The organism is Deinococcus sedimenti (assembly GCF_014648135.1).
Taxonomy (GTDB): Bacteria; Deinococcota; Deinococci; order Deinococcales; family Deinococcaceae; genus Deinococcus; species Deinococcus sedimenti.
Map to the genome: position 1 here is coordinate 367629 of NZ_BMQN01000001.1, position 26461 is coordinate 394089.

General features: G+C 70.1%; 27 protein-coding genes and 1 riboswitch. Of the genes, 15 read left to right on the plus strand and 12 right to left on the minus strand.

Annotated features, from left to right (window positions below; translation table 11 throughout):
• The first annotated feature begins 101 nt into the window (after positions 1 to 101).
• From IEY69_RS01835 to IEY69_RS01855, 5 genes are read left to right on the plus strand one after another with little or no spacing between them, the layout of a single operon-like run.
• Positions 102 to 278, plus strand: coding sequence for a DUF2256 domain-containing protein (locus tag IEY69_RS01835; protein WP_229783554.1), 177 nt, complete (start codon positions 102 to 104; stop codon positions 276 to 278).
• Complete coding sequence (uvsE, locus tag IEY69_RS01840; RefSeq protein ID WP_189071444.1) at positions 203 to 1177, plus strand: UV DNA damage repair endonuclease UvsE; 975 nt, start codon at positions 203 to 205, stop codon at positions 1175 to 1177. The genes IEY69_RS01835 and uvsE overlap by 76 nt, the downstream gene beginning before the upstream one ends.
• Positions 1174 to 1683, plus strand: coding sequence for a gluconokinase (locus IEY69_RS01845; RefSeq protein ID WP_229783555.1), 510 nt, complete (start codon positions 1174 to 1176; stop codon positions 1681 to 1683). Before uvsE ends, IEY69_RS01845 begins: the two co-directional genes overlap by 4 nt.
• A gap of 37 nt (positions 1684 to 1720) precedes the next feature.
• Positions 1721 to 2629, plus strand: coding sequence for a hypothetical protein (locus tag IEY69_RS01850; RefSeq protein WP_189071445.1), 909 nt, complete (start codon positions 1721 to 1723; stop codon positions 2627 to 2629).
• Positions 2630 to 2674: 45 nt separating this feature from the next.
• Positions 2675 to 3214: a 3'-5' exonuclease gene (locus IEY69_RS01855; RefSeq protein WP_189071446.1), complete on the plus strand. Its 540-nt coding sequence runs from the start codon at positions 2675 to 2677 to the stop codon at positions 3212 to 3214.
• Positions 3215 to 3328: 114 nt separating this feature from the next.
• On the opposite strand, the gene IEY69_RS01860 is transcribed toward IEY69_RS01855, so the two are convergent.
• On the minus strand, positions 3329 to 5398 hold the full coding sequence (locus IEY69_RS01860) for a zinc metalloprotease (RefSeq protein ID WP_189071447.1): 2070 nt from the start codon (positions 5396 to 5398) through the stop codon (positions 3329 to 3331).
• A gap of 224 nt (positions 5399 to 5622) precedes the next feature.
• Positions 5623 to 5717: riboswitch (SAM riboswitch) on the plus strand.
• A 130-nt stretch (positions 5718 to 5847) separates the two neighbouring features.
• Here IEY69_RS01860 and IEY69_RS01865 point away from each other — a divergent pair.
• Together IEY69_RS01865 and IEY69_RS01870 are read left to right on the plus strand one after the other, a co-directional pair.
• Positions 5848 to 7185, plus strand: coding sequence for an O-acetylhomoserine aminocarboxypropyltransferase/cysteine synthase family protein (locus IEY69_RS01865; protein WP_189071448.1), 1338 nt, complete (start codon positions 5848 to 5850; stop codon positions 7183 to 7185).
• Positions 7182 to 8210, plus strand: coding sequence for a homoserine O-acetyltransferase family protein (locus tag IEY69_RS01870; protein WP_229783557.1), 1029 nt, complete (start codon positions 7182 to 7184; stop codon positions 8208 to 8210). The genes IEY69_RS01865 and IEY69_RS01870 overlap by 4 nt, the downstream gene beginning before the upstream one ends.
• 71 nt (positions 8211 to 8281) lie before the next feature.
• Here the strand turns inward: IEY69_RS01870 and IEY69_RS01875 are convergent, their stop codons facing one another.
• The 6 genes from IEY69_RS01875 to IEY69_RS01900 all read right to left on the minus strand — a co-directional run bounded on the left by IEY69_RS01875 (position 8282) and on the right by IEY69_RS01900 (position 13355).
• Positions 8282 to 8833 (minus strand): MOSC domain-containing protein, encoded by a 552-nt coding sequence (locus IEY69_RS01875; protein ID WP_189071449.1) that lies wholly within the window; start codon positions 8831 to 8833, stop codon positions 8282 to 8284.
• A 21-nt stretch (positions 8834 to 8854) separates the two neighbouring features.
• The gene (gene rnhB / locus IEY69_RS01880; protein WP_189071450.1) at positions 8855 to 9493 is read right to left on the minus strand and encodes a ribonuclease HII; all 639 of its coding nucleotides are present in this window, start codon (positions 9491 to 9493) and stop codon (positions 8855 to 8857) included.
• Positions 9494 to 9524: 31 nt separating this feature from the next.
• Positions 9525 to 9806: a hypothetical protein gene (locus tag IEY69_RS01885; protein ID WP_189071451.1), complete on the minus strand. Its 282-nt coding sequence runs from the start codon at positions 9804 to 9806 to the stop codon at positions 9525 to 9527.
• Positions 9807 to 9895: 89 nt separating this feature from the next.
• Positions 9896 to 11602, minus strand: coding sequence for a phytoene desaturase family protein (gene crtI / locus IEY69_RS01890; protein ID WP_189071452.1), 1707 nt, complete (start codon positions 11600 to 11602; stop codon positions 9896 to 9898).
• 76 nt (positions 11603 to 11678) lie between these two features.
• Positions 11679 to 12572: a phytoene/squalene synthase family protein gene (locus IEY69_RS01895; protein ID WP_268243851.1), complete on the minus strand. Its 894-nt coding sequence runs from the start codon at positions 12570 to 12572 to the stop codon at positions 11679 to 11681.
• Positions 12573 to 12662: 90 nt separating this feature from the next.
• Complete coding sequence (locus IEY69_RS01900) at positions 12663 to 13355, minus strand: class I SAM-dependent methyltransferase (RefSeq protein ID WP_189071453.1); 693 nt, start codon at positions 13353 to 13355, stop codon at positions 12663 to 12665.
• 61 nt (positions 13356 to 13416) lie between these two features.
• Between IEY69_RS01900 and IEY69_RS01905 the strand changes: the two genes are divergently transcribed.
• Positions 13417 to 14169, plus strand: a complete 753-nt coding sequence (locus IEY69_RS01905) for a phage holin family protein (protein WP_189071454.1) — start codon at positions 13417 to 13419, stop codon at positions 14167 to 14169.
• A gap of 1 nt (position 14170) precedes the next feature.
• Positions 14171 to 14812: a hypothetical protein gene (locus IEY69_RS01910; RefSeq protein WP_189071455.1), complete on the plus strand. Its 642-nt coding sequence runs from the start codon at positions 14171 to 14173 to the stop codon at positions 14810 to 14812.
• 84 nt (positions 14813 to 14896) lie between these two features.
• Here the strand turns inward: IEY69_RS01910 and IEY69_RS01915 are convergent, their stop codons facing one another.
• Together IEY69_RS01915 and IEY69_RS01920 are read right to left on the minus strand one after the other, a co-directional pair.
• Positions 14897 to 15172 (minus strand): hypothetical protein, encoded by a 276-nt coding sequence (locus IEY69_RS01915; protein WP_189071456.1) that lies wholly within the window; start codon positions 15170 to 15172, stop codon positions 14897 to 14899.
• Between the two features lie 141 nt (positions 15173 to 15313).
• Positions 15314 to 16402: an aminopeptidase gene (locus IEY69_RS01920; RefSeq protein WP_189071457.1), complete on the minus strand. Its 1089-nt coding sequence runs from the start codon at positions 16400 to 16402 to the stop codon at positions 15314 to 15316.
• Between the two features lie 107 nt (positions 16403 to 16509).
• On the opposite strand from IEY69_RS01920, the gene purU reads away from it, so the two are divergent.
• The gene (gene purU / locus IEY69_RS01925) at positions 16510 to 17394 is read left to right on the plus strand and encodes a formyltetrahydrofolate deformylase (RefSeq protein WP_189071458.1); all 885 of its coding nucleotides are present in this window, start codon (positions 16510 to 16512) and stop codon (positions 17392 to 17394) included.
• A gap of 73 nt (positions 17395 to 17467) precedes the next feature.
• Positions 17468 to 17911 carry a hypothetical protein gene (locus IEY69_RS01930; RefSeq protein ID WP_189071459.1) on the plus strand — a complete coding sequence of 148 codons (444 nt, stop codon included), beginning with the start codon at positions 17468 to 17470 and terminating at the stop codon, positions 17909 to 17911.
• 12 nt (positions 17912 to 17923) lie between these two features.
• Here IEY69_RS01930 and IEY69_RS01935 read toward each other — a convergent pair whose 3' ends face one another.
• From IEY69_RS01935 to IEY69_RS01945, 3 genes are all read right to left on the minus strand, one after another.
• Positions 17924 to 19162, minus strand: a complete 1239-nt coding sequence (locus IEY69_RS01935; RefSeq protein ID WP_189071460.1) for an NAD(P)/FAD-dependent oxidoreductase — start codon at positions 19160 to 19162, stop codon at positions 17924 to 17926.
• On the minus strand, positions 19159 to 20262 hold the full coding sequence (locus IEY69_RS01940; RefSeq protein ID WP_189071461.1) for a semialdehyde dehydrogenase: 1104 nt from the start codon (positions 20260 to 20262) through the stop codon (positions 19159 to 19161). Before IEY69_RS01940 ends, IEY69_RS01935 begins: the two co-directional genes overlap by 4 nt.
• 224 nt (positions 20263 to 20486) lie before the next feature.
• Positions 20487 to 21503 carry an NADPH:quinone oxidoreductase family protein gene (locus IEY69_RS01945; RefSeq protein ID WP_229783559.1) on the minus strand — a complete coding sequence of 339 codons (1017 nt, stop codon included), beginning with the start codon at positions 21501 to 21503 and terminating at the stop codon, positions 20487 to 20489.
• Between the two features lie 146 nt (positions 21504 to 21649).
• On the opposite strand from IEY69_RS01945, the gene IEY69_RS01950 reads away from it, so the two are divergent.
• The 4 genes from IEY69_RS01950 (at position 21650) to IEY69_RS01965 (ending at position 26458) form a co-directional block, all read left to right on the plus strand.
• A complete protein-coding gene (locus IEY69_RS01950; protein ID WP_189071462.1) occupies positions 21650 to 23734 on the plus strand; it encodes a 3-hydroxyacyl-CoA dehydrogenase NAD-binding domain-containing protein in 2085 nt (694 codons plus the stop codon).
• 10 nt (positions 23735 to 23744) lie between these two features.
• A complete protein-coding gene (locus IEY69_RS01955; RefSeq protein WP_189071463.1) occupies positions 23745 to 24143 on the plus strand; it encodes a hypothetical protein in 399 nt (132 codons plus the stop codon).
• Between the two features lie 64 nt (positions 24144 to 24207).
• Positions 24208 to 25341: a glycosyltransferase family 4 protein gene (locus IEY69_RS01960; protein WP_229783561.1), complete on the plus strand. Its 1134-nt coding sequence runs from the start codon at positions 24208 to 24210 to the stop codon at positions 25339 to 25341.
• Positions 25334 to 26458: a glycosyltransferase family 4 protein gene (locus IEY69_RS01965; RefSeq protein ID WP_189071464.1), complete on the plus strand. Its 1125-nt coding sequence runs from the start codon at positions 25334 to 25336 to the stop codon at positions 26456 to 26458. The genes IEY69_RS01960 and IEY69_RS01965 overlap by 8 nt, the downstream gene beginning before the upstream one ends.
• Positions 26459 to 26461 lie beyond the last annotated feature (3 nt).

Below are 26461 nucleotides of genomic sequence, written 5' to 3' on the forward strand. Positions count from 1 at the left end.
ATACGTTTTCACTCCGAACGATTTCCCCCCGCCTCAGCGCATGAACAGAACTTCACTCCGGGCTACGGAAGCCGGCCCCGGCGCGGCCCATGCTGAGCGGCATGCCCCGAACCGAACGCACCCCCGGAGGCGGACGCCCCCCCAGCCAGCGCCCCAGCAAGACCTGCGCCCACTGCGGCCTGCCCTTCACCTGGCGCAAAAAATGGGAACGCGACTGGGACACCGTCAAGTACTGCTCGGACCGCTGCCGCGCCGCCGCGAAACGGGACCGCACGTGACCACCCCCACCTACGGCCTCGTGTGCCTGACCGTCGGGCCGGAGGTGCGCTTCCGCACCATCACCCTCACGCGCTACCGCGCCCTGCCCCCCGCGCAGCGGTACGGCACGCTGCTCGATCTGTACGCCGACAACACCGCCCGCGTGCGCCGCGCCGCCGACTACTGCGCCGCGCGCGGCATCCGCCTGTACCGCCTCAGCTCCAGCCTGTTCCCCATGCTGGACCTGGACGGCGACGACACCGGCGCGCAGGTCCTCGCGCACCTCGCGCCGCAACTGCGGGACGCCGGGCACGCCTTTCAGGATCACGGCATCCGCGTCCTGATGCACCCCGAGCAGTTCATCGTCCTGAACAGCGACCGCCCCGAAGTCAGGGAGAGCAGCCTGCGCGCCATCACCACCCACGCGCACGTCATGGACGCCCTGGGCCTGGAGCGCAGCACCTGGAACCTCCTACTCCTGCACGGCGGCAAGGGCGGCCGCGCCCAGGAACTCCAGGCGATCATCCCTGACCTGCCCGAATCGGTCCGCTTGCGCCTGGGCCTGGAAAACGACGAGCGGGCCTACAGCCCCCGCGACCTGCTGCCCGTCTGCGAGGCCACCGGCACCCCACTGGTGTTCGACGCGCACCACCACGTCGTCCACGACCACCTGCCCGACCAGGACCACCCCAGCGTCCGCGAGTGGGTCCTGGCCGCCCGCCGCACCTGGACGCCCCAGGAGTGGCAGGTGGTGCACCTCAGCAACGGCCTGGACGGCCCGCAGGACCGCCGCCACAGTCATCTGATCACGCACCTGCCCGCCGCGTACCACGACGTCCCCTGGATCGAGGTGGAAGCCAAGGGCAAGGAGGAAGCCCTGGCCGCCCTGGGCGCCTGCACCCCGGTGACCACCGCGTGACCCTGCCCCCCGGCCCCCTGCGCGTGATCGTCATGGGCGTGTCCGGCAGTGGCAAGACCACCCTGGGCCGTGCGGTGGGCGCCGCGCTGCACGCCCCCTTCCTGGACGGCGACGACTACCACACCCCCCAGGCCCGCGCACGCATGCACGCCGGGCACCCCCTGAACGACGCGGACCGTGCCCCCTGGCTGGCCCGCCTGCGCGCCGAACTGGACGCCCGTGACCGCGTGATCCTGGCCTGCTCCGCCCTGAAACGCCCCTACCGCGACGCCCTGCGCGCCCCCGGCACCCGCTTCCTGCATCTGCACGTCCCAGAGAACCTGCTGCGCGAACGCCTCGGGCACCGCCACGGGCACTACGCCGGACCCGACCTGCTGCCCTCGCAACTGAGCACGCTGCAACCCCCGCAGCCCGACGAGACCGACATCCACATCCTGCACGTCACGGCCACCACCACGCAGGCAGACCTGCTAACACAGGCCCTCACTGAACTCAAGGTCACCTGAGGCAGCGGCTCCACCCGACACCCCCTACGCTGCGAACATGACCCGACTCCTCAGGTTCCTGCCCGCCCTGCTGCTTTTCCCGGCCAGCGCCGCCGGGATCATCGGCAGCAGCGTCACGACCACGCAGATTCAGCAGTCCGCCTTCTGCCAGCAGTACACCTGCGGCGAACCATTCGTGCGGGGCCGCGACTGGCAGTACCCGTTCACCCGCTACCAGGGCCTGACCATCACCCGCGAATCCGGCGAGCCCGGCAGCCGCGTCGTCAGCGTCCAGCTGTGGGTCCGCAACGACGGGCTGAACGCCACCGCCGACCGGCAGGCCTTCCAGCAGATGCAGAAACTCGCCCTGGGTTACGTCCCGTACACCGGCCCGGTCGAACCCTGCTACGCCGCCATGAGCACACGCACCCTCGTCAGGGTTCCGGATGAACGCGCCACAGGCGTTACCTGCGAACTGTGGGACAGCACCACCGACTTCACCGTCAGAGCCGACCCGGCCTACCTGGCCCGCACCGCGCCCGCCCCGGTCACGATCAGCAGCGGCCCCACCAAACTGAACACCTGGAATTTCACCACCTGCGTGGGCGCGGGCGGCACGAACAGTTACCTGACCATGGGCCAGGCCGCCCGCTGCACCCTGCGCGTCACCACCAAGGGCGAGCAGAGCGCCGTCGTGAAGGCCGAACTGCAGTACGAGATCGAGTACGTCCAGAACGGCCAGTACGTCAAGAAACTCCTGCCGGAGAAGGAACTGTGGCTGCCGGGCCGCGCGCCCGGCCCGCTCGACCCGCGCCTGACGCAGCAGGGCCGCGTGATCGACCTGAACGTCAGCCTGGCCGTGAAAAAGGTGCCGGGCCGCACCGTGACCAGCGTGAACACCATCGCCAAGCTGACCTTCGCGAACGGCGCCGTGAAGACCGCGTACGAACCCCTCCTGGTCCGCTGACCTGCCTTCGCCCGCACGCGCCCCGCACGCGCTACCCTGCGGGGCGTGAATGTTGTCGTGTTCGACCTGGAAACCACGGGCCTCTCGCCGGAACGCGACGGCATCGTCGAGATCGGCGCCGTCCGCATCGTGGACGGGCAGGTCGACGAGACGCAACGTTACGAGACCCTGGTGCGCCCCACCACCGCCGACGGGCACCAGATGCTGATCCCCTGGCGTGCTGAGAAGGTGCACGGCATCAGCAACGACATGGTCCGCGCCTCTCCGACCATCCACGAGGTCCTCCCGGAATTCCTGGAGTTCGTGAACGGCTGGCCCGTCGTGGCGCACAACATCGGCTTCGACGCCGGGTTCATGCGCGCCAACGCCACCCGCGCGGGCCTGAACTGGAACCCGCAGGCGGAGTACTGCACCGTGCAACTCTCGCGCCGCGCCTTCCCCCGTGAACGCGCGCACAACCTGACGGTGCTGGCCGAGCGACTGGGCCTGAACTTCGCGCCCGGCGGCCGCCACCGCTCCTTCGGGGACGTGCAGGTCACCGCGCAGGCCTACCTGCGCCTGATGGAACTGCTGCGCAAGGCCTGACCCTGCCCCCATGCCACCCGCCTGACCTGCGGCGGCAACCCATGATGGGGTGGATCAACCGCCCACACGTGAAAGAACCCGGCCACCTGGACCGGGTTCTGTGCACGCCAGGCGTTACCTGGACAGACGCAGGCGGCGCTGGTTGGCGGTCTCCTCGGGGAAGGCCACCACGCCCGTCTGAGCCTTGAAGGTGGGGCTGAAGCGCATCTTCGCACCCTGACCGACACTCAGACCTTCCAGGCCGTTGAGGTTCTCGTACCACTTGTACGCGGTGACCGGCACGCCCGCCGCCTTGGCGGCAATCAGGACGCCGCGGTAACCCTCATGGGCCAGTTGCGCGGCGCCCAGGTAGTCCAGCGCGTCGTACTTCGTCTTGGCCTGACTGAACTTGCTGTCGGCGCTCTGCGCGGCGATGCTGACCGGGCTGGCCTTGTTCGCGCGGCGCACGAGTTCCAGGATGGCGTTGGTGTTGTTCAGGTACGCGGCGGTCAGGTAGCGGTACTGGCTGTCCAGGTTGAACTGCCCGAAGGTGCGGGACAGGTCGTTGTAGGACATGATCGACGCGCTCTGATCGCCGGTGTTCACGAAGTAGAAGTCGCCGCCAGGGCCGTAGGACAGGTTCTGCTCGCTGTCGTACCCATCGTGCGGGTGGGACAGGCTGAGGTGGTGCCCGGCCTCGTGGACGGTGGTGTCCGTGAAGCCGTAGCCAGCCGCCTTGAGGTCGGGCGTCAGGAACGAGTACACGAAGCTCTGGGTGCCGGTCTCGCCGTCGTCGTACGCGACGCCCAGCAGGCCGCCCTGGCTGTTGGCGCGGTCATTGAACAGGTAGATGGGCAGCTGGTACGTTCCGGCTGGCGTGGTCTTGTACGTCTCACGCAGTTCCTTCACGCCGAACTGGAACAGCTTCTCACCACTGAAATCCGCGTAGTTCGGCGAGCAGATATCTTCCGCCTCCACGGGGAAGAAGCACTTGTACACATCGGCCAGGTCACCGTCCAGGGCCGTCTGCTTGGTGGTGTTGCTGAACGTCGTGAACGGCTGGAGGACCTTCACGCGGTCCTGCAGCAGCGTCTGGTTCAGGACCGTGGCAGGCGCAGCCGCGCCGTCACCCTGCTCGAGGTGCAAGTCCAGGTTGATCTTCTCGGGCATGTCGGGGGGCGTGAGCGCCGCGCGGTAGATGGGGCTGGGCGTGAACAGCAGGTTGATGGCCGTGTAGCGCGCGACCAGCGCCAGGTCAGGGCTGACCTTGCGGCCGTATCCGATGCTGGCCTTACGGGTGCCGTACTCCCAGATGGGCGGCATGCGGTAATCAGTGGCGCCGTCGCCGTCCACGTCAGGGTTGGTCACGTCGTACGCGTCGGTCCAGGGGTCGGGGTTGGCAGACAGGTCGTAGAACCACACGCGCTGGGCGGCGGCGCTGTCGCGGGTGCTGCCCCCCCAGGCGATCAGGCGGCGGCTGCCACGCGCGCCGAACTTCGTGCCGGTGTCGGTGTCGGCGGCGTCCGCACGGGTGTAGCTGTGGAACTTGAAGTCAGGCCGGTCGTACCAGTTCACGAAGTAGATGGTGTACTCGCCGGGCTTGACGCCCACGCGGCTCACGTTGTCGGCCAGCCAGTTCTCGGTTTTCAGGGCGTCGATCTCGTGGTTGCCGGTGATGACGCGGTTGATGTTCTCGGCCGGCGCGGCACAGTCAGGGGCGCCCGTCTCTGGGTTCGCGCCCTGGCAGTTGTAGATGCCCTGCTGGACGGTCAGGTTCCTGGCGGTGCCAGTGTCACTGAGGAACTTGAAGAAGTCGTCCTCGAAGCTCTGGTTGGCGAAGACGTAGTTGTAGTCGAAGTCAAAGCTGGTGCCGGTCTTCTCGGTGCGGCCGTACGCACTGGGAATGCGGTTCACGGCGTCGTACGAGGCGGGCAGGATCTCCTTGAAGTCGTCGGTGCTGACCTGACGGGCCGTGGCGACCTGACCGGGCAGGGTCTGGCGGTACCCGACGAACACGATGTTCACCTTCAGCTTGGTGTTGATGGTGTCCTGCGTGCCGGGCTTCAGGGTCTGCAGGCGACCAAAATCGGTCTGGGTGCCGGGTACAGGAGCCGGGTTCGGGGTTGGCGTGGGCGTGGTGGGTTTGGTGCAGCCAGCGAGCAGGGCCGCGCCCAGCAGGGCAGTGGCGACGAGCTTGTGGTTCATGAATCTCCTGACAGGGGGTGAAGGAACGATCCGCGCAGGATCAGGGTGGAATCGGCGTCATGCCCGGACTGACCTGGGGTGACACATCGAAATGGGATGACCCGCTCATCCTAGCGCGTTTCCCCCAAACGGGTGTACTGCCGTGAGATCGGATACGGCTGGACAGCTGCCTTGACCGGTCGCGGAGGGCGCGCTACGCTTCCTGTCAGCTCCCGCGTGGAGCGACCCACTTCAGAGCGCCCGAGAGACCTGGCTCGTTGACGGCGCGGCAACCGGACCTCATCACGTCACGGTGCCAAGGCCAGCCCCGCAGGCGAGTCGACGATGACCGCCGCCGGGGAGCAAGAGGGAAGGTCACGCGGTGAATTTCAGCGCCCCTTCTCGAGTCCACCCGAGCAGGGGCGCTCTTTTCGCGCCCCACCGACGCACCCCACCCAGGAGGCGCAGTCATGGCGCACAAGTTCGAAACGTTGCAGGTTCACGCCGGGCAGAAACCCGACCCCACCACGGGCGCCCAGCAGACGCCCATCTACCCCACGAACAGTTACGTGTTCCAGTCCCCGGAGCACGCGGCGGACCTGTTCGGCCTGCGGCAGTTCGGGAACATCTACAGCCGGATCATGAACCCCACGAACGCCGTGTTCGAGGACCGCGTCGCGGCGCTCGAGGGTGGCGTGGGTGCGCTGGCGGTCGCCAGTGGGCACGCCGCGCAGTTCCTGGCGATCACGAACGTCGCGCAGGCGGGGGATAACATCGTGTCCAGCCCGAACCTGTACGGCGGGACCGTGAACCAGTTCCGCGTGACGCTGAAGCGCCTCGGGATAGAGGTGCGCTTCACCAGCCGCGACGAGCGCCCCGAGGAATTCACCGCGCTGATCGACGACCGCACCCGCGCCGTGTACCTGGAGACCATCGGGAACCCCGCGCTGAACATCCCGGACTTCGAGGCGATCGCGGCCGCCGCGCACGCGCAGGGCGTCGCGGTGATCGTGGACAACACCTTCGGCGCCGGTGGGTACTACTGCCAGCCTCTCAAGCACGGCGCGGACGTGGTCCTGCACTCGGCCAGCAAGTGGATCGGCGGGCACGGCAACGGGATCGGCGGCGTGATCGTGGACGGCGGCACCTTCGACTGGGGCAACGGCCGCTACCCACTCATGACCGAACCTAGCCCCAGCTACCACGGGCTGAACTTCTGGGAGACCTTCGGCGCGGGCAACCCGCTGGGCCTGCCGAACGTGGCGTTCATCATCCGCGCCCGCACCGAGGGCCTGCGCGACCTGGGCCCCACCCTGGCCCCGCAGCAGGCGTGGCAGTTCCTGCAGGGCCTGGAAACCCTGAGCCTGCGCGCCGAACGCCACGCGCAGAACGCCCTGGCGCTGGCGTCGTGGCTGGCGGCGCACCCGGACGTGGCCCGAGTGACCTACCCCGGCCTGAGCAATCACCCGCACTTCGACCGCGCGCAGCATTACCTGCCGCGCGGGGCAGGCGCGGTGCTGACCTTCGAACTGCGCGGCGGGCGCGCGGCGGGCGAGGCGTTCATTCGTTCGGTCGCGCTGGCGCAGCACGTGGCGAACGTCGGCGACACCCGAACGCTGGTCATCCACCCGGCCAGCACCACGCACAGCCAGCTGGAGGACGCCGCGCAGCGCGCCGCCGGGGTCACGCCCGGACTGGTGCGCGTGTCGGTGGGCATCGAGCACATCGACGACATCCGCGAGGACTTCGCGCAGGCGCTGGCCGCCGCACTAGTCGAGGCCGGTGACGCGGCCCTGGGAGACGCGTGACCGCCCTGACGCACCCCACCACCCCCACCATGCCCCTGAGCGCACCGGACGACACGCCCGAACGATGTCACGCCGAGGAACGCCCCCGACTGCGGGTCGCGCGGCTGTTCCGCACCCAGCCGCTGCTGCTCGACTGCGGCCTGCCCGTCAGTGACGTGCGCCTCGCCTACCACACCTACGGCCAGCCGCAGGAGACCGCGACGCTGGTCCTCCACGCCCTGACCGGTACGAGCGCCGTGCACGAGTGGTGGCCGGACTTCCTGGGCAAAGGGAAACCCCTGGATACAGGGCGGGACTACGTGATCTGCGCGAACGTCCTGGGCGGCTGCGCGGGCAGCAGCGGCCCCGCCGACCTGCCCACCCTGAACGGCCAGGACGCCCCGCTGACCCTGCGCGACCTGGCCTGCGCGGGCCGCGCCCTGCTGGACCACCTGGGCGTGAAACGCGTGCGGATCGTGGGTGGCAGCATGGGCGGCATGCTCGCGTACGCGTGGCTGCTCGAATGCCCCGACCTCGTGGAGAAGGCCGTGATCATCGGCGCCCCCGCCCGCCACTCCCCGTGGGCGATCGGGCTGAACACCGCTGCCCGCAGCGCCATCCGCGCCGCGCCCGGCGGGGAGGGGCTGAAGGTCGCGCGGCAGATCGCCATGCTCTCCTACCGCAGCCCCGAGAGTTTCGCCGCCACCCAGAGCGGGCAGCGGCAGGGCGTCCCCGCCATCACGTCCTACCTGCACCACCAGGGCGAGAAACTCCACGCGCGCTTCTGCGAACGCACCTACGTCACCCTGACCGGCGCGATGGACGCCTTCCAGCCCAGCGACGCCGAACTGCGTACCATCCGCACGCCCGTCCTGGCTGTCGGGATCAGCAGCGACCAGCTGTACCCGGCCGCCGAGGTGCAGGCCAGCGCCGCACTCCTCCCGCACGCGCAGTACGTGGAACTGAACAGCATCCACGGGCACGACGCGTTCCTGATGGACGCGGGCGACCTGCCGGAGCAGGTCAGCACCTTCCTGAAGAGCTGACCCCCACCTCAATCCAGAGCAGCCCCCTGCGCCGTGTCCGGACAACGTCCAGACGGGCGCTTCCGGCGTGGCTACACGCGCCGCAGGGGCTCGTGCGGTTCCGGCGGCAGCGCCAAGTGGACGGCGTTACCGGGTGTCACCTCGCCGCCTTCCAGCACGATGCCCATCACTCCGGCGAGGAACACCGGGTCGCCCGCGTCGTCCGTGCCGATCAGGCGGCGCATCAGGCCCGGCTGGAACGCGTCGATCTGCGCGCAGGGATTGCGCAGCCCGGTCACCTCGATCGCCGCGCCGGACGGGAAGGTCAGACGCGTGCCGCGCGGCAGGGCCAGCAGGTCCAGGCCACGCGTCGTGATGTTCTCCCCCAGGTCAGCGGGTTGCACCCGGAAGCCGTCCGCCGCGACCTGACCAAGCAGTTCGGCGTGAATCAGGTGCACCTGCCGCAGGTTCGGCTGCGTGGGGTCCGCCCGGACGCGTGAGCGGTGCCGCACCGTCTCGCCCGCGTGCGCGTCGCCCTGCACGCCCAGCCCGGCCAGCAGCGTGATGCCCGGCTGTGGCGTCTTGCTGAAGCGGTGCGTGCCGTCCCGCGCGACGGCGATGATCTGAGCCTGCTGGATCGTCATGCGCCGAGCGTACCCCGCGCGCTACAGCAGCCGCTCGGGTTCGTTCAGCAGCGCCCGGATCGGGGCGAAGGACCGGCGGTGCGCCTCGCTGACGCCCAGGTCCCGCAGGGCCGCGCGGTGGGCGGGCGCGCCGTACCCCTTGTGTCCCGCGAAGCCGTAGCCCGGGTGCTGCGCGTCCAAGTCCATCATCAGCCGGTCCCGTTCCGTCTTCGCCAGCAGGCTCGCGGCGGCCACCGAGTAACTCAGCGCGTCCGCCCTGGGTGGTGCCATCAGGGGCAAGTCCGTGCGGAGCTTCAGGTAATCCGTGACCAGGGCCTGCGGGGGCGGGTCCAGCCGTGCCAGCGCCCGGGCGGCCGCCGCGTGCGTGGCACCCAGGATGTTCAGCCGGTCGATCTCGTCCGGCCAGGCGTGCTCCACCGCCCAGCTCACCGCGACCTCGCGCACCTGCGCCGCGAACGCCTCGCGCTGCGCGGCACTCAGCTGCTTGCTGTCCCGGAACGGGTACTCCGCCGCCGTGCCCGGCAGGATCACGGCCGCGACCGTCACCGGACCCGCCCACGCGCCCCGCCCGGCCTCGTCCACGCCCGCCACGCGGAAGTACCCGCGCCGCCAGTGCTCACGCTCATAGGACCAGTCGGGGGTGACGGAAGGCACGCTCATCGGGCCGCACCATAACGCACGCTCAGATGGACTATTCCAACACGATCAGTTCTGGAGATGAAGAACGCACCTCCAGCATGCCGAAATCTCCCTGGAGCCGATATACGTCTGCATTGACAGTAAACGTGTCGACCGTCCCCAGATCCTGCCCATCCTCGTCCATGGAGATGCTGCCGGAAATGTTCTGGTTCGTCCATGCCACGGCAATCACATCCCTAAACGCCAGTTCAGCCCGTTTATAGCAATGCATATCCCCGCGTGACGGAGGCCTGTACTTCGGGTGATCTGGTCGAAGAACAGCCAGCAAGGTCACGCACACCGATTGGTACGTAATCTTTACGTCCAAGACGAACGAGTCATCTAGAAAGATATTTTTGAGACTGGGGATCACGCCTGCCGGACTCAGTCGGCGGCCAGTTCGGCCGTGCTCCGTTCCGGCACGCCGTCGCGGACGCTGGGGTGAATGCCGAAGTCCTGCGCGATCAGGCGGGCGGTCATCTTGGCGCTCATCATGACGCTGGGCGTGCCGCCGCCGGGCTGCGCGCCCGCGCCCACCATGTAGAGGTTGCGGACGTCCTCGCTGCGGTTGTGCGGGCGGAAGTACGCGCTCTGCGCGAGGATCGGCTCCGGCCCGAAGGCGTTGCCGAGGTAACTGTCGAGGGTCTGGGCGAAGTAGTCGGGCGTGATGAACTCGCTGTGCGTCAGGCGCTCGCGCAGATTCGGAATGAATCCGCGTTCCTCCAGGAAGTCGTAGACCCGCTCGACCAGTCTGGGTCCTTCCACGGTCCAGTCGAGGCCGCTGGCGTTGTGCGGGACGGGCACCAGCGTGTACGCGGCGTGGTGGCCCTCGGGGGCCAGGGTGGGGTCGGTCAGGGTGGGGACGTGCAGGTACTGGCTGAAGTCGCGGCCCAGGACCTTCTTCCCGAAGATCTCGGTGAGCAGTTCCTCGTAGCGCGGCCCGAGGATGATGTTGTGGTGGCGCAGGTTCAGCTCCGGGCCTTCCCTGCGGAAACCGAAGTAGATGACCAGCAGGCTCATGCTCTGGCGGGCGGCCTTAACGCGCACGTCGCTGTTCACGAGGCGCGCGGCGGCGGGCACGCGCTTGAGGTACGTGTTCGCCCAGTCGCCGTTGCTGACGACGATGTCCGCGTGCAGCTCCTCACCGCTGTCCAGCCGCAGGCCGCGCGCCACGCGCTTCCCGCCGGGGCGGCGGACCGGGCGGCCCCGGTCGTCGGTCACGAGGATTTCCTGCACGCCGGCGTTCAGGCGTAGCGTGCCGCCCATCTCCTCGAACTTGCGCACGAAGGCGTCCACGAGCGCACCCGTCCCGCCCATCGCGTAGTGGATGCCCCAGGTCTTCTCCACGAAGTGGATCATCGCGTAGATCGCCGGGACGCTCAGGGGATTCCCGCCGACCAGCAGCGTCTCGAAGGAGAACACCTGACGCATCTTCGGGTTCTGGAAGTACTTGCTGGTGAACGAGAACAGCGTGCGCACGGCGTCCAGGCGCATCAGGTCCGGCACGACCCGCAGCATGGTGGGCATGTCCCCGAAGTGCGTGTACCCCAGTTCCAGAAAGCCGCGTTCGAAGATCGCCTGCGCGTCCGCGTGGAAGCGCTCGTAGCCCGCGAGGTCCTCCGGGGCGAGGTCCGCGATCTGGCGGCGGGTGCTGACCGGGTCGCCGTCGTAGTCGAAGAAGGTGCCGTCATCGAAGTAGATGCGGTAGAACGGCAGGATCGGCACGAGCTTCACGTAGTCGCGGGTGCGTTTGCCGCCGCTCTCGCCCTCACGCACGCGGGCGTCCGGGCCGAGGATCTGCGCGGGGTAGTCCGGCTCGGCCAGCATGCCCTTGTCGCGTTCCAGGGCGAACAGTTCCTCGATGAAGTGCGGCACTGTGATCACGGTGGGGCCCATGTCGAACACGTACCCGTCGGCAGTGCGTTTCTGGTACGCGCGGCCGCCCGGCTGGTCCAGTCGCTCGACGATGGTTGTATCGAAACCCAGCGACTGCAGGCGGATGCCCAGCGACAGGCCCCCGATGCCCGCCCCGACGATCAGGGCGGTCTTGCGGCGGGACGAGGCAGGCAGGGGAGAGGATTCAGGGGTCATTCGTGGCAACCTCCCGCCGCCCCAGTCGTGCGGGCGGCGTGGTGTGAAAGCAGGGTGTTCAGGGCGGGCCGGGTGGTCAGGACAGGCTGGCGGGCGCGCTGCGCAGTTCCCACCACGCCTGCGGCAGCATCAGCAGTTTGCGGGTCCCGCTGACGTGCGCGCGCCGCCCGAAGTTGTCGAAGTCGTTCCGCGCGAGGTCGTCCAGAATGCCCTCGTACGCGCGGGCGGCGGTCGCCACGGCCAGCCGGGCGCTGCCGTGCAGGCAGGGGATGCCCTGGCGGCCCTCCGCGTACCACTCGCGGGCCAGGGCGCTCAGGTGCCGCATGAGCGCGCGGTACTCGGGTGTGACCACGCCGCGGTCCAGATCGGCGCGGCTCACATGGAACTCGGCCAGCAGGTCCGAGGGTAGATACACCCGCCCGCGCGTGAGGTCCTCGCCCACGTCCCGCAGGATGTTCGTCAGCTGCATCGCCTGTCCCAGCATCAGCGCGGCGTGCAGGGTGCGTTCGCCACCGCTGTACCCGCTGACCGGCGCGATCATGAAACCCACCACGCCCGCCACCCGGCGGCAGTACAGCATCAGGTCGTCCATGCTGCGGTACTCGTGACCGCGCAGATCCATGCGCAGCCCCTGGTGCAGTTCCTCGAACGCCGAGAGCGGAATGGGGTACTCGCGGGCCGCCCAGGCGAGCGCCGTGTCGATCGGGTGATCGCCGGGCCGCCCGGCGAACGCTGCCTGCACGCGGGCCCACCAGCGTTCCAGCCCGACCTGCGCGGCGTGCCCGGTCAGTTCGTCCACGATGTCGTCCCCGTCGCGGCACGCGGCATACACGGCCCACACGGCGCGCCGCTGCGCCATGGGAAAGAAGCGCGACCCCAGATAGAAGGTCTTGCTGTGCTCCCGCGTCACGTCCTGACAGTGCGCCACGGCCCGGTCCAGTCCGGGGGGGGATGCGGAGGTGAAGGTCAGGTCAGTCACGATAGGTTCCTTTGCAGGGAGTGTACGGGGGCGCAGGGGTGTGAAACGTCACGGATTGTTACAGAGTGCCGTCTCCCCCCATCACCGGCCCCCGGACCGCTCGAAGCGCTCGAACCGCACTGCCCCCACGCTCAGCCCGTCCGTGCGCCCGCAGCCGGGCAGCTGCCGGGCCACCCAGGCCGGGTCCGGGAAGGTCAGTCCGCCCAGAGAGGGGCGGGACAGCAGCGCCTGAAGCGGCCCTGCCGTTCGCGGCAGGTACATCAGCCATACCTGCCCGCCCGGACGCACCAGCCGGGACAGCTCCAGCAGCAGGCGCGCCGGATCACGCGTCTCATTCAGCGTCGCTCCCACGGTGATTCCGTCGAACGAGGTCGAGGGGAGGTCACTGGCTTCCACATTCAGCTGGGTCCAGCGGATGGAGGGATGAGGTTCACGGGCGGCCGCGACCCGCAGCATCGCCGGGCTCAGGTCCGCTGCCGTGACCTGCGCGCCCGAGCGGGCCAGCACGCCCGCGTAGAAGCCGGCGCTGGTCCCGACGTCCAGCCAGTGCTGACCCGGAGCGGGGCGGCACAGCGCGCGGAACAGGGCCGCCTCGCGTTCCAGCGTGAAGCCACGCGCGCCCAGAAGGCCCAGCGACCGCGCCCGCCACCACGCGTACCCCCAGGCGGTCAGGGGCGAGAGGTTGCTGCGCTGGGCGGCCGAGAGGGCCACCCCTGCCGACCGGTCGGGATTCAGGTTTTCTTGGTCCTGCGCGGCACGGGGCACAGGGTTCATTATGCTGGGGGCACTTCACCCCCCCCGTTCATGAAACGTGAGGGCTTCACCCGGAGGAAGCATGGAAGAACGCAAGAGCATGGGAGGCGCACTCGTCGACGTATTCGACGCGGGCGTCACCCTCGTCAAATCGGAGATCAGCTCCGTCGCCCGCAAAGCCGGTCAGATCGCCAAAGCCAAGGGCGTGGGCGCCGTCCTGCTGTTCGCCGCTACCGGGCCCCTGGTCCTGGGTCTGATCTTCATCATCCTGGCCGTGTTCTACGGTCTGATGCGCCTGGGCCTGGGCGCCTGGGCCGCCGCGCTGATCATCGCCCTGGTCAGCTTCGCCGTCACCGGTGCCCTGATCTTCATGGGGCTCAAGAAACTCGGCGCCGACGTTCACATGGACGAACCCCGCATCCGGAGGGACAGCATGGACGACACCACCCCCACTTCCACCTCGGCCACCACTGGTAGCGCGGCGCCCGCCGCCAGCGGCAGCAACGCCGCTCGCGACTCGCACAACGACAGCGGCCCCAAGGTCGAACTGCGCCGCGACGCGCAGGACCACGCCGCCGGAGAGACCCGCGTGCTGCACGAGGCCGATGGTATGGCTACCGTCCGCACGGAGGAGGGTTCTGTCACCGTGCCCGTGTACGAGAGCAAACCCGGCGGGGAAGCCGCCCACTACGGCAGCGGCCTGAACAAGAAGATCAGCGGGCACCACGACCACGACCCCAACCTGCAGGAACCCAGGGTGCTGAAAGACGCCCCAGGGATCAGCGTCAGCACCACCCCCACCTTCCGCGAGGACATGAACAAAGGCGGCAAGTGACATGCCCGAGTACCTCACCGAACGCGAGGAGGCCCGCAAACGCCTGCAGGAAAGCGTGGACGCCCTGACCCATCAGGTCAGCCTGCACGCCAACATGCAGAAGGACCCCCTGAAGATGCTGGGCGGCGCATCCGCCGTCGGCGCGCTGATGGGCATTGTCGTGGGCCGTCAGTTCCGCCGCAGCCGCAAGATCTACGTGGACGCCCAGAGCCCCGCCAAACACCAGAAGGCGCTCATCAAGGCGCAGAAGACCCACAAGGGCGGCGGCGTGGGTGGCGCCCTGGTCGCCACGCTGGGCACGCTGGCCGTGAAGACCCTGATGGACAAGGTCGTCACGCCCCGCCTGGAAACCTTCGCAGACGGCCTGCTCGACAAGGCCGGACAGCCCCGCGACCGCGACGCGCAGCCTGGCACCGTCCAGAAAGGCCCCGGCGGGCACGTCAGCCCCAGCTACACCAGCGGCGTCGGCGCGTTCACCCGCACCGCCCCCGCCGCCAGCGCCCAGAGCTACGCGCAGCAGGCCTCCGCCGACGGCAGCGCCGCACCGGCCCCCACCAGCAGCACCCCGGTCAGCACCGTGAAGGCCGCCGCGCAGGGCAGCGCCATCTCGGAGCAGGACCTGAGCAACCCCAATAAGCGGTAAGCCCCAACAGGCGAGCGGCACAGCGGCAGCGGCCGGTCCTCACTGGGAACCGGCCGCTGCCGCTGCAGGTCGGAGCTGTGCCGCTCAGCTGGCGGCCGGTCCGGCCACGCGCGGCGGATGGGCTGCGCGGGCCATCTGCAGGGCCAGTCCGCACAGCCACACCCGGGCCGGCAGGCCCGAACGCACCCAGCACCCGCGCTCGGTCAGGGCGCGGCGCAGGACCCGGAAGGTGAATTCCTCCGGGTCCTGCGCCCGGTTGCGCTGAGCGAGTGCGAACAGGAGGGGTGAGGCGGTCCGCACCAGGGCCGACCAGTCCGGCTCTGGCAGGCTCAGGCTCCGTTCGATCGGGCAGGACGACATGACCTCCTGAGTGTGACCCGATTTGGCCGCCATGCGGCACGCCGTTCTTCATGCGGCCGTCAGGATCGCTTCATGCACGGTTCATCCGCCGTCCAGGGCCGGACGGATCCCCCACCGCTGTCCAGGGATCCGCCGGTTCGGTCAGATCAGGAACTGCCCGTTCTCCTGTACGACCTCGCCGTCCAGGCTCAGGCGACCCCCCCGGCGCAGGTCCGTGATCAGGTCCCAGTGCACGGCGCTGACGTTCACGCCGCCCGTTTCCGGGTAGCTCCTGCCGATGGCGAGGTGCACGGTCCCGCCGATCTTCTCGTCGAACAGGATGTTCCCGGTCGGCACCTGAATGCCGCCGTTCGTGCCGATGCCCAGTTCCCCGAGGCGCCGCGCGCCCGGATCGGTGTCCAGCGCGGCCAGCAGCGCGGCCTCGCCCTCGTCGGCGCTGGCGTTCACGACCAGCCCACCCCGGAACTCCAAGCGCGCGCCGCGCACCATCACGCCCTGATACTCGGCGGGCACGGTGAACGTCACGACGCCATCGGCGCTGTCCTCGTGCGGGCCGGTGAACACCTCGCCGCTGGGCATGTTGCGCTTGCCGTCACTGTTCGCCCAGGTGCGGCCCCCCACGCGCAGGGTCAGGTCCGTGCCGGGCGCCTCGATCCGCACGACGTCCGCGCGGGTCAGGCGCTCAATGATGCGGGCCTGCGTCGCGCGCACCTCACCCCAGGCGGCCACCGGGTCGGCGCGGTCGAGGAACATGGCGCGCATCACGAAATCCCCGAACTGCACTTCACTCATACCGGCCTGCGCCGCCGCGTACACGGTCGGGTACAGCGTGAGGCTCCACTTCCTCCGCGCGCGGGCCGACGCGACCGGCGCGTTCGCCGCGAGCAGCCGCGCCCGCCGGGCGGCGTCCACACTCCGGGGCTCGGCCGGCGTCAGGACGCGCAGGCTGCCGTCCAGCGCCTCCACGTCCGACAGGTCCGCCGGGTGAATGGCGTCCAGCACCGCGTCACTGGCCAGTTCCGCGAAGTCCTCCAGCTGCCCCGGGTAGTCCACGCGCACCACGGGCCGCGCGCCGCGCGACAGCAGCGCCCGCGTCACCGCGCGGATCAGCGGCGTCGCCTCCTGCCCCCCCGCGACCAGCAGCCGCTCGCCCGGCGCGGCCGACAGGCAGTAATCGGCCAGCAGGGCCGCGTGAAGGTCCGGGGCGTAGGGAAGCAGATCTGCACTCATGGCCGCGAGCCTAGCACCACGCGCCCCCACGGCGTCCCGCCTCGCCGAAGCCGACAGGCAAGACAGGGGCCGGTGCCTTCAGCGGGCGTGCAGTATCCTCGCCGGATATGACGGTGCCACCAGCCGCGCTCGACCCCCTGAACACCGCCGTCCTGACGATCACCTGCCCCGACCGAGGCGGGATCGTCGCGGCGGTCTCGCAGTTCCTGCACAACCACGGCGCGAACATCCTGCACAGCGACCAGCACAGCACCGACCCGGCGGGCGGTACGTTCTTCATGCGCATGGAATTCCACCTCGCGGGCCTGGACCTCGCCCGTGACCAGTTCGAGCGGGCTTTCGCGACCGTCGTCGCCGCGCCCTTCGGGATGGAGTGGCGCGTCGCGTACACCACGGAACCCAAACGCATGGCGCTGCTCGTCAGCCGCTACGACCACTGCTTCCTGGACCTGCTGTGGCGTAAACGCCGGGGCGAGCTGAACATCGAGATTCCGCTGATCATCAGCAACCACGAAGACCTGCGCCGCGACGCGGAGATGTTCGGCATTCCCTTCCACGTCGTGCCCGTCACGAAGGACACCAAGGCCGAGGCAGAAGCCGAGCAGGTCCGCCTGATGCACGAGGCGGGCGCGGACTTCGCCGTGCTGGCCCGCTACATGCAGATCCTCAGCGGGGACTTCCTGCGCAGCTTCGGGCGGCCCGTGATCAACATCCACCACTCGTTCCTCCCGGCGTTCGTCGGCGCGAACCCCTACCGCGCGGCGTTCAACCGGGGTGTGAAACTCATCGGCGCGACCAGCCATTACGTCACCGAGGAACTCGACGCCGGGCCGATCATCGCGCAGGACGTCATCCCAGTCACGCACCGCGAGACGCCCGACAGCCTGATGCGCATCGGGCGGGACGTGGAACGGCAGGTGCTGGCCCGCGCCGTGAAGGCGCACGTGGAAGACCGCGTGCTGGTGTACGGCAACAAGACCGTCGTGTTCTGAGTAAGTCCCTGCGGAGTGAGCTCGCAGCCCCTGTCCCTTGAGCTTACCGAGCGGTCAGGTTAGGCTTTCGGGCATGGCGACCCTGTACCTCGTCCTCCTGACCCTCCACAACCTCAACCGCTGGCTGATCCTCATCGCAGGCATCTGGACCCTGATCCGCAGCGTGCCTGGCGCGTCCGGCGGGCGCACCTTCACGCCCGCCGACCGTCGCCCGGTCGTGATGTTCATGGGCAGCCTGCACCTGCAGGTCGTGCTGGGCCTGCTGCTGTTCGCGTTCATGGGCATGCAGAACATCCCCGTGTTCGCGGGCGCGCCCCGCACCAGCTTCCAGTGGGAACACCTGGGCCTGGGCCTCATCGCCGCCGTGTTCGGCACCCTCGCCAGCGTGCAGGCCCGCAAGGCCCCCACCGACCCGAGCAAGTTCCGCGCCGCGACCCTCTGGACCGCGCTGAGCCTGCTCACCATCCTGCTCGCCATTCCCTGGTGGCGGCCCCTGTTGCGCTTCTTCACCCAGTAAGCGGGGGTCCGTTCAGTCGGTCGCCGGGGCGGCGTCCAGCGGCCGCACGGTCCGCCGGGCCCGGGGGGCGCGCCACAACAGGTCCGCCGTCACCTGCGCGCCGTGCCGTTTGCTGGGCATGAACCAAGCGAAGAACCCCAGGCGCATCACCCACGCGACCGGCCCGGTGAACAGCAGGCCCCGCAGTTCCGTGACGCCGTTCCAGCGGCCCAGGCTGGCACTCTGCCCCAGTCCGCCGTACCGGAACGGGGTCAGTTCCGCTCCACGGAGGCTGCGGGCCACGTTCCGTCCGATGCACATGCCGTGCTTCATCGCCCACAGGGCGTTCACGGGACACTCGCCGCCGCGTGGGTGCCGGACTGCCGCCGCGTCCCCACCGGCCCACACGCCGGGGAACCCTGGGACGCGCAGGAACGGATCGGTCATCAGCCGCCCGCGTGCGTCGCGCGGCAGGGCCTCCGTGCCACTCAGGGGCGCGTGCGCGATCCCGGCCGCGAACAGCGTCAGGTCCGCCGGACGCAGTTCGCCGTCTTCTAGGCGCGCGCCACTGCCCTCGATCGCCTGGACCCGCTGACCCTCGTGCACCTGCACCCCCAGATCCACGAGAGAGGCCCGGGCGTGGACACGCAGGCGGTCCAGTTCGGGGGGCAATGTGTCCAGGACCGCGCCCGAACAGATCAAGTGCACCTCGCCGGGCAGGCCATCCCGCCGCTGGCGTTCGCGGATCGCGGCGGCCATCTCGACCCCCGCGTACCCGCCACCGATCACGTTCACAGTCGTGGGCACCCGCGCCGCGAACCGCTCCTGAAGCGCCGTGCGGAAGGCCTGCATGTCCTGCGGGCGTTTCAGGGCCCAGCCATGTTCCCGCAGACCCGGCACCCGCTCGAAGGGATCCACGGACCCCACGCCCAGCACCAGTTGATCGAAGGGCAATGAGTGCTCTGCGCCGCTCTCGGCCTGCACCTGCACGCGCCGCATGCTCAGGTCCACGTGCGTGACGGTGCCCTGCACGACCTGCGCGTGCGGCAGCAGCGGGGCCAGCGGCGCCCGGACGTGCGGCAGGGCCACCTGTCCGACCAGCACCTCGCCCGTGAACCCGTGGAAGCTGTGGAACGGTGTGGGATTGACCACCGTGATCTGCACCCGTCCGGACCGGACCGCGCGCCGCGCGCCGCGCAGCAGCGCCCGGTAGGCGTCCACGCCCACGTACCCGCCGCCCACGATCACGATCCGCTGTGGGCCGCCGCTCACGCACGCACCCCGGCAGGGCTGGGGACGGGAGTGAAGGAGGCCCCGTCCGGCTGGTGATCCGGCTCGACCAGCCGTCCGAACGAGTGGGTGGGGGCCAGGGTGAAGCCCAGATGGCCAGCCTGCGCGGCGAGGGTCAGGAGGTGCTCAGCCTGCTCGGGGCGCGGGCTGCCCAGCGAGTAGTGCCCCTGGTGCCCGCTGAGGCCCAGCAGCAGCGTCTCCGCGAGGCAGGCGTATGCCACGCCGTGCGGCAGGCCGATGAAGCCGCGCCGCTGCACGCCGGGCACGCTGACCAGCCCGCCGTCCACGATCCGCACGTCCGGTCGTTCCACCAGCAGTTCCGGGCGGGTGTTGCGGGGCTGGGTGTCGTCCAGCACGACCGCGCCCGGTTTCAGGTGCTCGCTGCGCAGCACGGCGTCCTCGGCGCTCGTCAGCAGGATCACGAGGTCCGCTTCCCGCACGCGGCGCATGTCGGTGGTGGCCTCCGACCTCCCGGCGGGCAGGCTGTCCCGCAGGGCATTGAGGCGCAGTTCGTTGCGGGCAACCAGCAGCAGTGGGTGGGCGGTGCGCGCGGCGAGCAGGCGCGTCAGGCACGCCCCGACGCTGCCCGTGGCCCCCACCAGGGCGATGGTGGCATCGGCGGGCAGCCCGGCGAGCAGGCGCTGCGCGCCCAGCAGGGTGACGGCGGCCGTGAAGGCGTTGCCGTTCGTCACGCCGATGTCCGCGCGGTGCCGCAGGGCCGCGCCGCCTGCCGTGGCGGGGGCCGTCAGGGCGCCCAGGCCGACGGTCCGTGCGCCGAGTTTCCCGGCGCGGTCGACCGCCTGACCGATGATGCGCTGCACGCGCCGTCCGCCGCCCAGCAACTCGCGGGGGGTGAGGGGTACCGTGATCAGCCACCCGGCGGGCCGCTCGGGCTGATCGGCGTGGCGGAACGATCCGGTGACGGGGCTGGGGAAAGCCACGCGGCGCAGCGCGGCGTCGTACACGCGGTTGGGCACCCAGCCCAGCGGGCGGAAGATGCCGCCCAGGTCCGCGGCGACGTTCGACCGGGGGTGAACCAGGAAGGCGATGGGATGACGGTCGGGGAACAGGGTGGGGATCATGGCAGGGACGCTCCGGATGGATGAGAGGACGAGTGAGACCGAGTGTGCCCGCCCGCGCGTTATGGCCGCGTTAGCGGGGCTGGCCTGCACTGTGCCGCCGGAGGCATGATCAACCCGTGATCGGGGCCGCGAAACGGTCGGCCGAGACCAGCGGCCGGGACCAGAGGCGGGGAACAGCAGAAGACGCCCCCCCGCATGGGAGGGGCGTCACTGGATGGTGAGACTCAGCGGCCGGGTTCGATGATGACCTTGCCGGTCGTGCGGCGGTTCAGGAGGTCCTCGAAGGCCTGCACGCTCTGGTCCAGGGCGTAGGTGGGGCCGACCTGCGGGACGACCTGGCCGCTGCCGACGAGCTCGGCCAGGGCGCGGGCGGCCTCGGCAGTGGCGGGGGCGTCGTTCATGAGGCTGGTCAGCCACAGGCCTGTGACGGTCAGGTTGCGTTTCATGAGTTCCACGGGGCGCAGGTTCGCCTGTTCGCGGCTGGCGTTGCCGATCACGATGATCCGGCCGCGGCTGGCGGCCATGTCGAGGCTCTCCTGGAAGCGTTTGCCGCCCACGACCTCCAGGATCAGGGGCACGCCCTTGCCGCCCGCCGCGTCGCGGACTTTCTTCACGCGGTCCGGGTCGTCCTGCAGGATGGTGATGTCCGCGCCCAGGGTGCGGGCGATGTCCAGTTTCTCGTCGGTGCTGGCCAGCGCGATGACGTTCATGCCGAGGGCCTTGGCGAGCTGGATGCTGGCGGTGCCCAGCGCCCCGGCGGCGGCCTGCACGAGCACCCACTCGCCGGCCTCGCCGCGCCCGAGGGTTTTCAGGCCGTGGTACGCGGTGAAGTACGACACGGGGAACGCGGCGGCCTGCGCGCCGCTGAGGCTCTGCGGGACGGGGATCAGCGCGGCGGCGGGCACGGTGGCGTACTCGGCCATGGCGCCGCTGCCGCCCAGCGCGGCGACGCGCGTCCCGACCTGCACGCCGCTGACGCCCTCGCCCAGGGCGTCCACGATTCCGGCGAATTCCATGCCGGGCGTGTACGGCACGCGGGTGCGGGTGAGGTACTCCCCGGCGACGGCCAGCGCGTCGGCGAAGTTGATGCCGACCGCCTCGACGCGCACGCGGACCTCGCCGGGCGCGGGGGAGGGGACGGGTGCGTCCTGAAGCTGCATGACGTCGGGCGGCCCGAGGCGTTCCACGCGGATGGCGCGCATGCTGGCCTGCGGGGTGGCGGCAGTCTGACTGTCGGTCATGTCCGGCAGCATACCCCGCCCCCGCACGAAAGTGAACGTCAACGTACACTCTGAACGTGAACGTGTTTGACCGTCCCGGCCTTTCATGGAAAGCTGGGGCCGCACACCCGCACCCCTCAACCCGACCGCCCCGCAGGAGGCCCCGCATGAGCACCGAGACCATCGTCGCGCAGTCCCGCCAGGACGACGTCCTGATCCTGACCATCCAGAACCCGCCCGTGAACGCCTTCAGCCCCGGTGTCCCCGAGGGCCTCAAGGCCGGACTGGACGCCGCCGCTGCAGACGACAGCGTCAAGGCCGTCGTGATCATCGGCGGCGGGCGCACCTTCGTCGCCGGGGCGGACATCAGGACCTTCAACCTGCCCCGCGAGCAGGCGCCGGACCTGCGCGGCACCATCGAGAAACTCGACGCGTTCCCCAAACCCACCGTCGCCGCCATTCACGGCACCGCGCTGGGTGGCGGGCTGGAACTCGCCATGGGCTGCACGTACCGCGTGGCGACCCCCGACGCGCAGCTGGGCCTGCCCGAGGTGAAACTGGGCGTCCTGCCCGGCGCGGGCGGCACCCAGCGCCTCCCCCGCGTGGTCGGCGCCCAGAAGGCCCTGGACATGATGCTGAGCGGCAACCCGATCAAGGCTACGGAAGGGAAGGAGGTCGGCCTGATCGACCGCCTGATCGACGGGGACCTTCTGAGCGGCGCGGTCGCCTTCGCCCGCGAGATCGCCGACGCCCGGCCCCTCCCGCGCATCAGTGAACGCGGCGTGGACGGCGCGGCCCCCGAGGTGTTCGCCGCCGCCCGCCAGGGCATCAAGAAATCCCACCGCGGGCAGCTGTCCCCGGAACTCATCATCGACCTCGCCGAGATGGCCGCCAGCGTGCCCTTCGCGGACGGCTGGACCGCCGAGGCGACGAAGTTCATGCAGGCGAAGGACTCCCCGCAGTCCCGCGCGCTGCGCCACGTGTTCTTCGCCGAGCGGGAAGCCGCGAAGATCCCCGGCCTGGGGAAGGACACGCCCACGCTGGACATCCGCCGCGCCGGGATCATCGGGGCGGGCACCATGGGCGGCGGCATCGCCATGAACTTCCTGAACGCCGGAATCCCCGTGACCATCGTGGAGACCACCCAGGAGGCGCTCGACCGGGGCCTGGGCGTCATCCGCCGCAACTACGAGAACACCGCGAAGAAGGGCCGCATGAGCCAGGACGACGTCGAGACCCGCATGGGCCTCCTGACGCCCAGCCTCGACATGGGCAGCCTCGCGGACGCCGACATCATCATCGAGGCCGTGTTCGAGAACATGGACGTGAAGAAGGACATCTTCACGCGGCTCGACGCGATCGCCAAGCCCGGCGCGATCCTCGCCACGAACACCAGCACCCTGGACGTGAACGAGATCGCCGCCGTCACCAGCCGCCCCGAGAGCGTCATCGGCCTGCACTTCTTCAGCCCCGCGAACGTCATGAAACTGCTGGAGATCGTCCGCGCTGACAAGACCAGTGAAACGGTCCTGGCGACCAGCATGGCCCTCGCCCGCAAGATTAAGAAGGTCGGCGTGGTCGTCGGCGTGTGCGACGGCTTCGTCGGGAACCGCATGGTGCACCGCTACGGCGAGGAAGCCCGCCGCCTCGTCGAGGAGGGCGCCCGCCCCGAGGACGTGGACGCCGCCATGAACGCCCTGGGCCTCCCCATGGGCCCCTTCCAGATGAGCGACATGGCCGGACTCGACATCGGCCACGCCATCCGCGTGCACCGCGCCAGGGTCAGCGGCGAACCCGAACCGGACGGCTGGCTCGACCGGATCGTGAAGACCGGCCGCAAGGGCCAGAAGACGGGCGGCGGCATCTACGACTACGACGAGACGCGCAAACCCCGCCCGAACGCGGACGTGCAGGCCCTGATCGACACGTACCGCGCCGAGAAGGGCGTCACGCCCCGCGACATCAGCACCGAGGAACTGACCAAGCGCCTCGCGTACACCCTGGTGAACGAGGGCGCGCAGATCCTCGACGAGGGCATCGCCGCCCGGGCCGGGGACATCGACGTGATCTACCTGTACGGCTACGGCTTCCCTGCCTACCGCGGCGGCCCCATGCAGTACGCCGACGAGATGGGCCTGCAAAACGTCGTGGCGGACCTGGAACGCTACGGCCAGACGCCCGCACCCCTCCTGAAGCGCCTCGCGGACGAGGGCGAGAGTTTCGCCGGGCTGGACGCCAGCCGGGGACGCTGAGGCAGGAGCTGTGAGCGTCACCCCGTACCTGACGCACGCGCTCCTCCCGGCAGGCACCGACCTGACCGGGCTGGGCGCGCGGGTCGCCCGGCACGCCGGAGCGGAAGCCAGTCCGCGCCCCGGTGACCGGGCCGGGGAGGTCGCGTTCGGCGGGTACCGGTTCTTCATCGCCCTCGATGACGGTTCAGGTCAGAGCAGTGAACTGGCCGGGCTGCGCGACGTGATCCTGACGGTCGCCACCGACGACGAACGCGGGCAGACGTTCGGGGCGGTGCTGACTCTCGGGGGCCTGAGCCGGGACCCGGACCTGGATCACTTCAACGACGCGGTGTTGCTCATGGAGGCCGTCGGGGCGCTGTGCCCCGGCGCGGTCCTGTTCGATCCGCAGTCCGGCGAGCGGGTCCCATGACGGTGCGGTCCCGTTCGGCGGTTGGCGGTGGCGTGTGAGTGATGGCCCGCACTACCATGACCGGATGATGCTGGACCCGGTTCAATCTGATTCCGCCCCCCCCGCGCGGCTGCGCGTGGCCGTCCTGACCGACGCGCCCCGCGTGGCCGGGAGTGAACTGTGGCTGCTGGACGTCCTGCCCCGGCTGCGGCCGGACGGCATCCGGTCCACGGTGTTCCTGCGCGTGGAGGAGAAACTCGACGGACTGGCGGAGCGCTTCGAGGCGCAGGGCGTGGCCGTGCACCGCTACGAGCACCTACGGGACCTGCCGGACCTGAGCCGGGACTTCGACCTGCGGATCGTGCAGGGGTGGACGCCCGGCACGTACCGCACGCTGCTGCCCGCGCTGCGCCCGCCCCGCATGGTGATCAGTCACGATCAGCTGGACTTCCACTACCCGCAGCCGCTGCGCCTGACGTACCGCGAGACGTACCCGTGGACGAAGGCCGCGCCGTTCCGGCAGGCCGACCGGCTGGTCACGGTGTCCGAGTGGGCGGGGGCGTTCATGCGGCGCGACATGCGCCTGCGGGACGTGCAGGTCGTCACGAACGGCGTGAAGGTGGACCGCTTCCGCCCGGCCACGCCGGAGGACCGCGCGGCGCTGCGGGCGGAATTCGGCTTCACGCGCTTCACGGTGCTGGTCCCGGGCCGCTTCGCCCCGGAGAAGAACCAGTGGGCCAGCGTGCGCGCGGCGCGGCACGCCCCGGACCTGGACTTCGTGTTCGCGGGGGACATGGACTCCAGCGTCGGGAAGCTCGTGCAGGGCTACGCGGCGCGGCTGGGGCTGCGGAACGTGCGGTTCCTGGGCCGCCGGTGGGACATGCCGGAGCTATACCGCGCGGCGGACGCGCTGCTGCAACCGACCCTGGCGGAGAACCAGTCCCTGGTGACGCTGGAGGCGATGGCATCGGGACTGCCGGTCGTGACGACGGACATTCCGGCGCAGGTGGAACTCGTGCAGGACGGCGTAACCGGCCTGACGGTCCCCGCCCAGCCGGACGTGCTGGCTCGAGCGTTGCACGCCCTCGCGGCGCACCCCGATCGCACGCGGGAACTCGGGCGGGCCGCCCGTGAATTCGTGTTGAGCCGACACACGCTGGAACACACCGTCGCCAAGGTGCGGGACGTGCTGCTGAACGCCCCGGTGCCCCATGCCTGAACCGCTGCGGCTGGCGGTCCTGACCGACGCGCCGCGCGTGGCCGGTAGTGAACTGTGGCTGCTGTACGTCCTGCCGCGCCTCCTGCCGGGCGGCGTGCAGCCCACCATGTTCCTGCGGGTGGGGGAGAGCCTGGACCGACTGGCCGCGCAGTTCGGGGAGGCCGGGATTCCGGTGCGGCGCTACGCGGACCCGTCGAGGCTGCCGGAGCTGACCGGTGAATTCGACCTGCGCCTGCTTCAGGCCTGGGACCCCGGCACGTACCTGCGCGTGCTGCCGGGGCTGGCCGCGCCGACGCTGGTCGTGTCGCACGATCAGCTGGACTACCACTACGCGCCGCCACTGCGGGCGCTGTACCGCGAGACGTACCGTTTCACGAAGGCGATCCCCCTGCGCCGCGCGGGGCACCTGCTGACCGTGTCCCGCTGGGGCGCGGACTTCCTGCGCGGCCCGATGGGCCTGCGGGACACGACCTTCGTCACGAACGGCGTGGACCCCAAGCAGTTCCGGCCCGCCAACCCTGAGGACCGCGCCGCGCTGCGTGAAGCGTTGGGCTTTACGCGCTTCACGGTCCTGATTCCGGGTCGGTTCACGCCCGAGAAGAACCAGTGGATGAGCGTCCGCGCCGCGCGGCACGCCCCGGACCTGGATTTCGTGTTCGTCGGGGACATGGATTCCAGCGTCGGGAAGCTGGTCCAGGGTTACGCGGCGCGGCTGGGGCTGCGGAACGTCCGGTTCCTGGGTCGCCGCTGGGACATGCCGGAGCTGTACCGCGCGGCGGACGCACTGCTGCAACCCACGCTGGCGGAGAACCAGTCCTTGGTCACTCTGGAGGCGATGGCGTCCGGCCTCCCGGTCGTCACCACGGACATTCCGGCGCAGGCGGAACTCGTGCAGGACAGCGTGACCGGCCTGACGGTCCCCGCGCAGCCGGACGTGCTGGCGCGCGCGCTCCGGGCCCTCGCGGCGCACCCGGAGCGCACGGCGGCGTTCGGGCAGGCTGCGCGGCAGTTCGTGCTCGACCACCACACCACCGACCACACCGCCGCGCTCGTCCTGGCCCAACTGCGCCGAATTGTTCCCACCCCCTCACCTGCGGCGCACGCCGCGAAGGAGTAAACC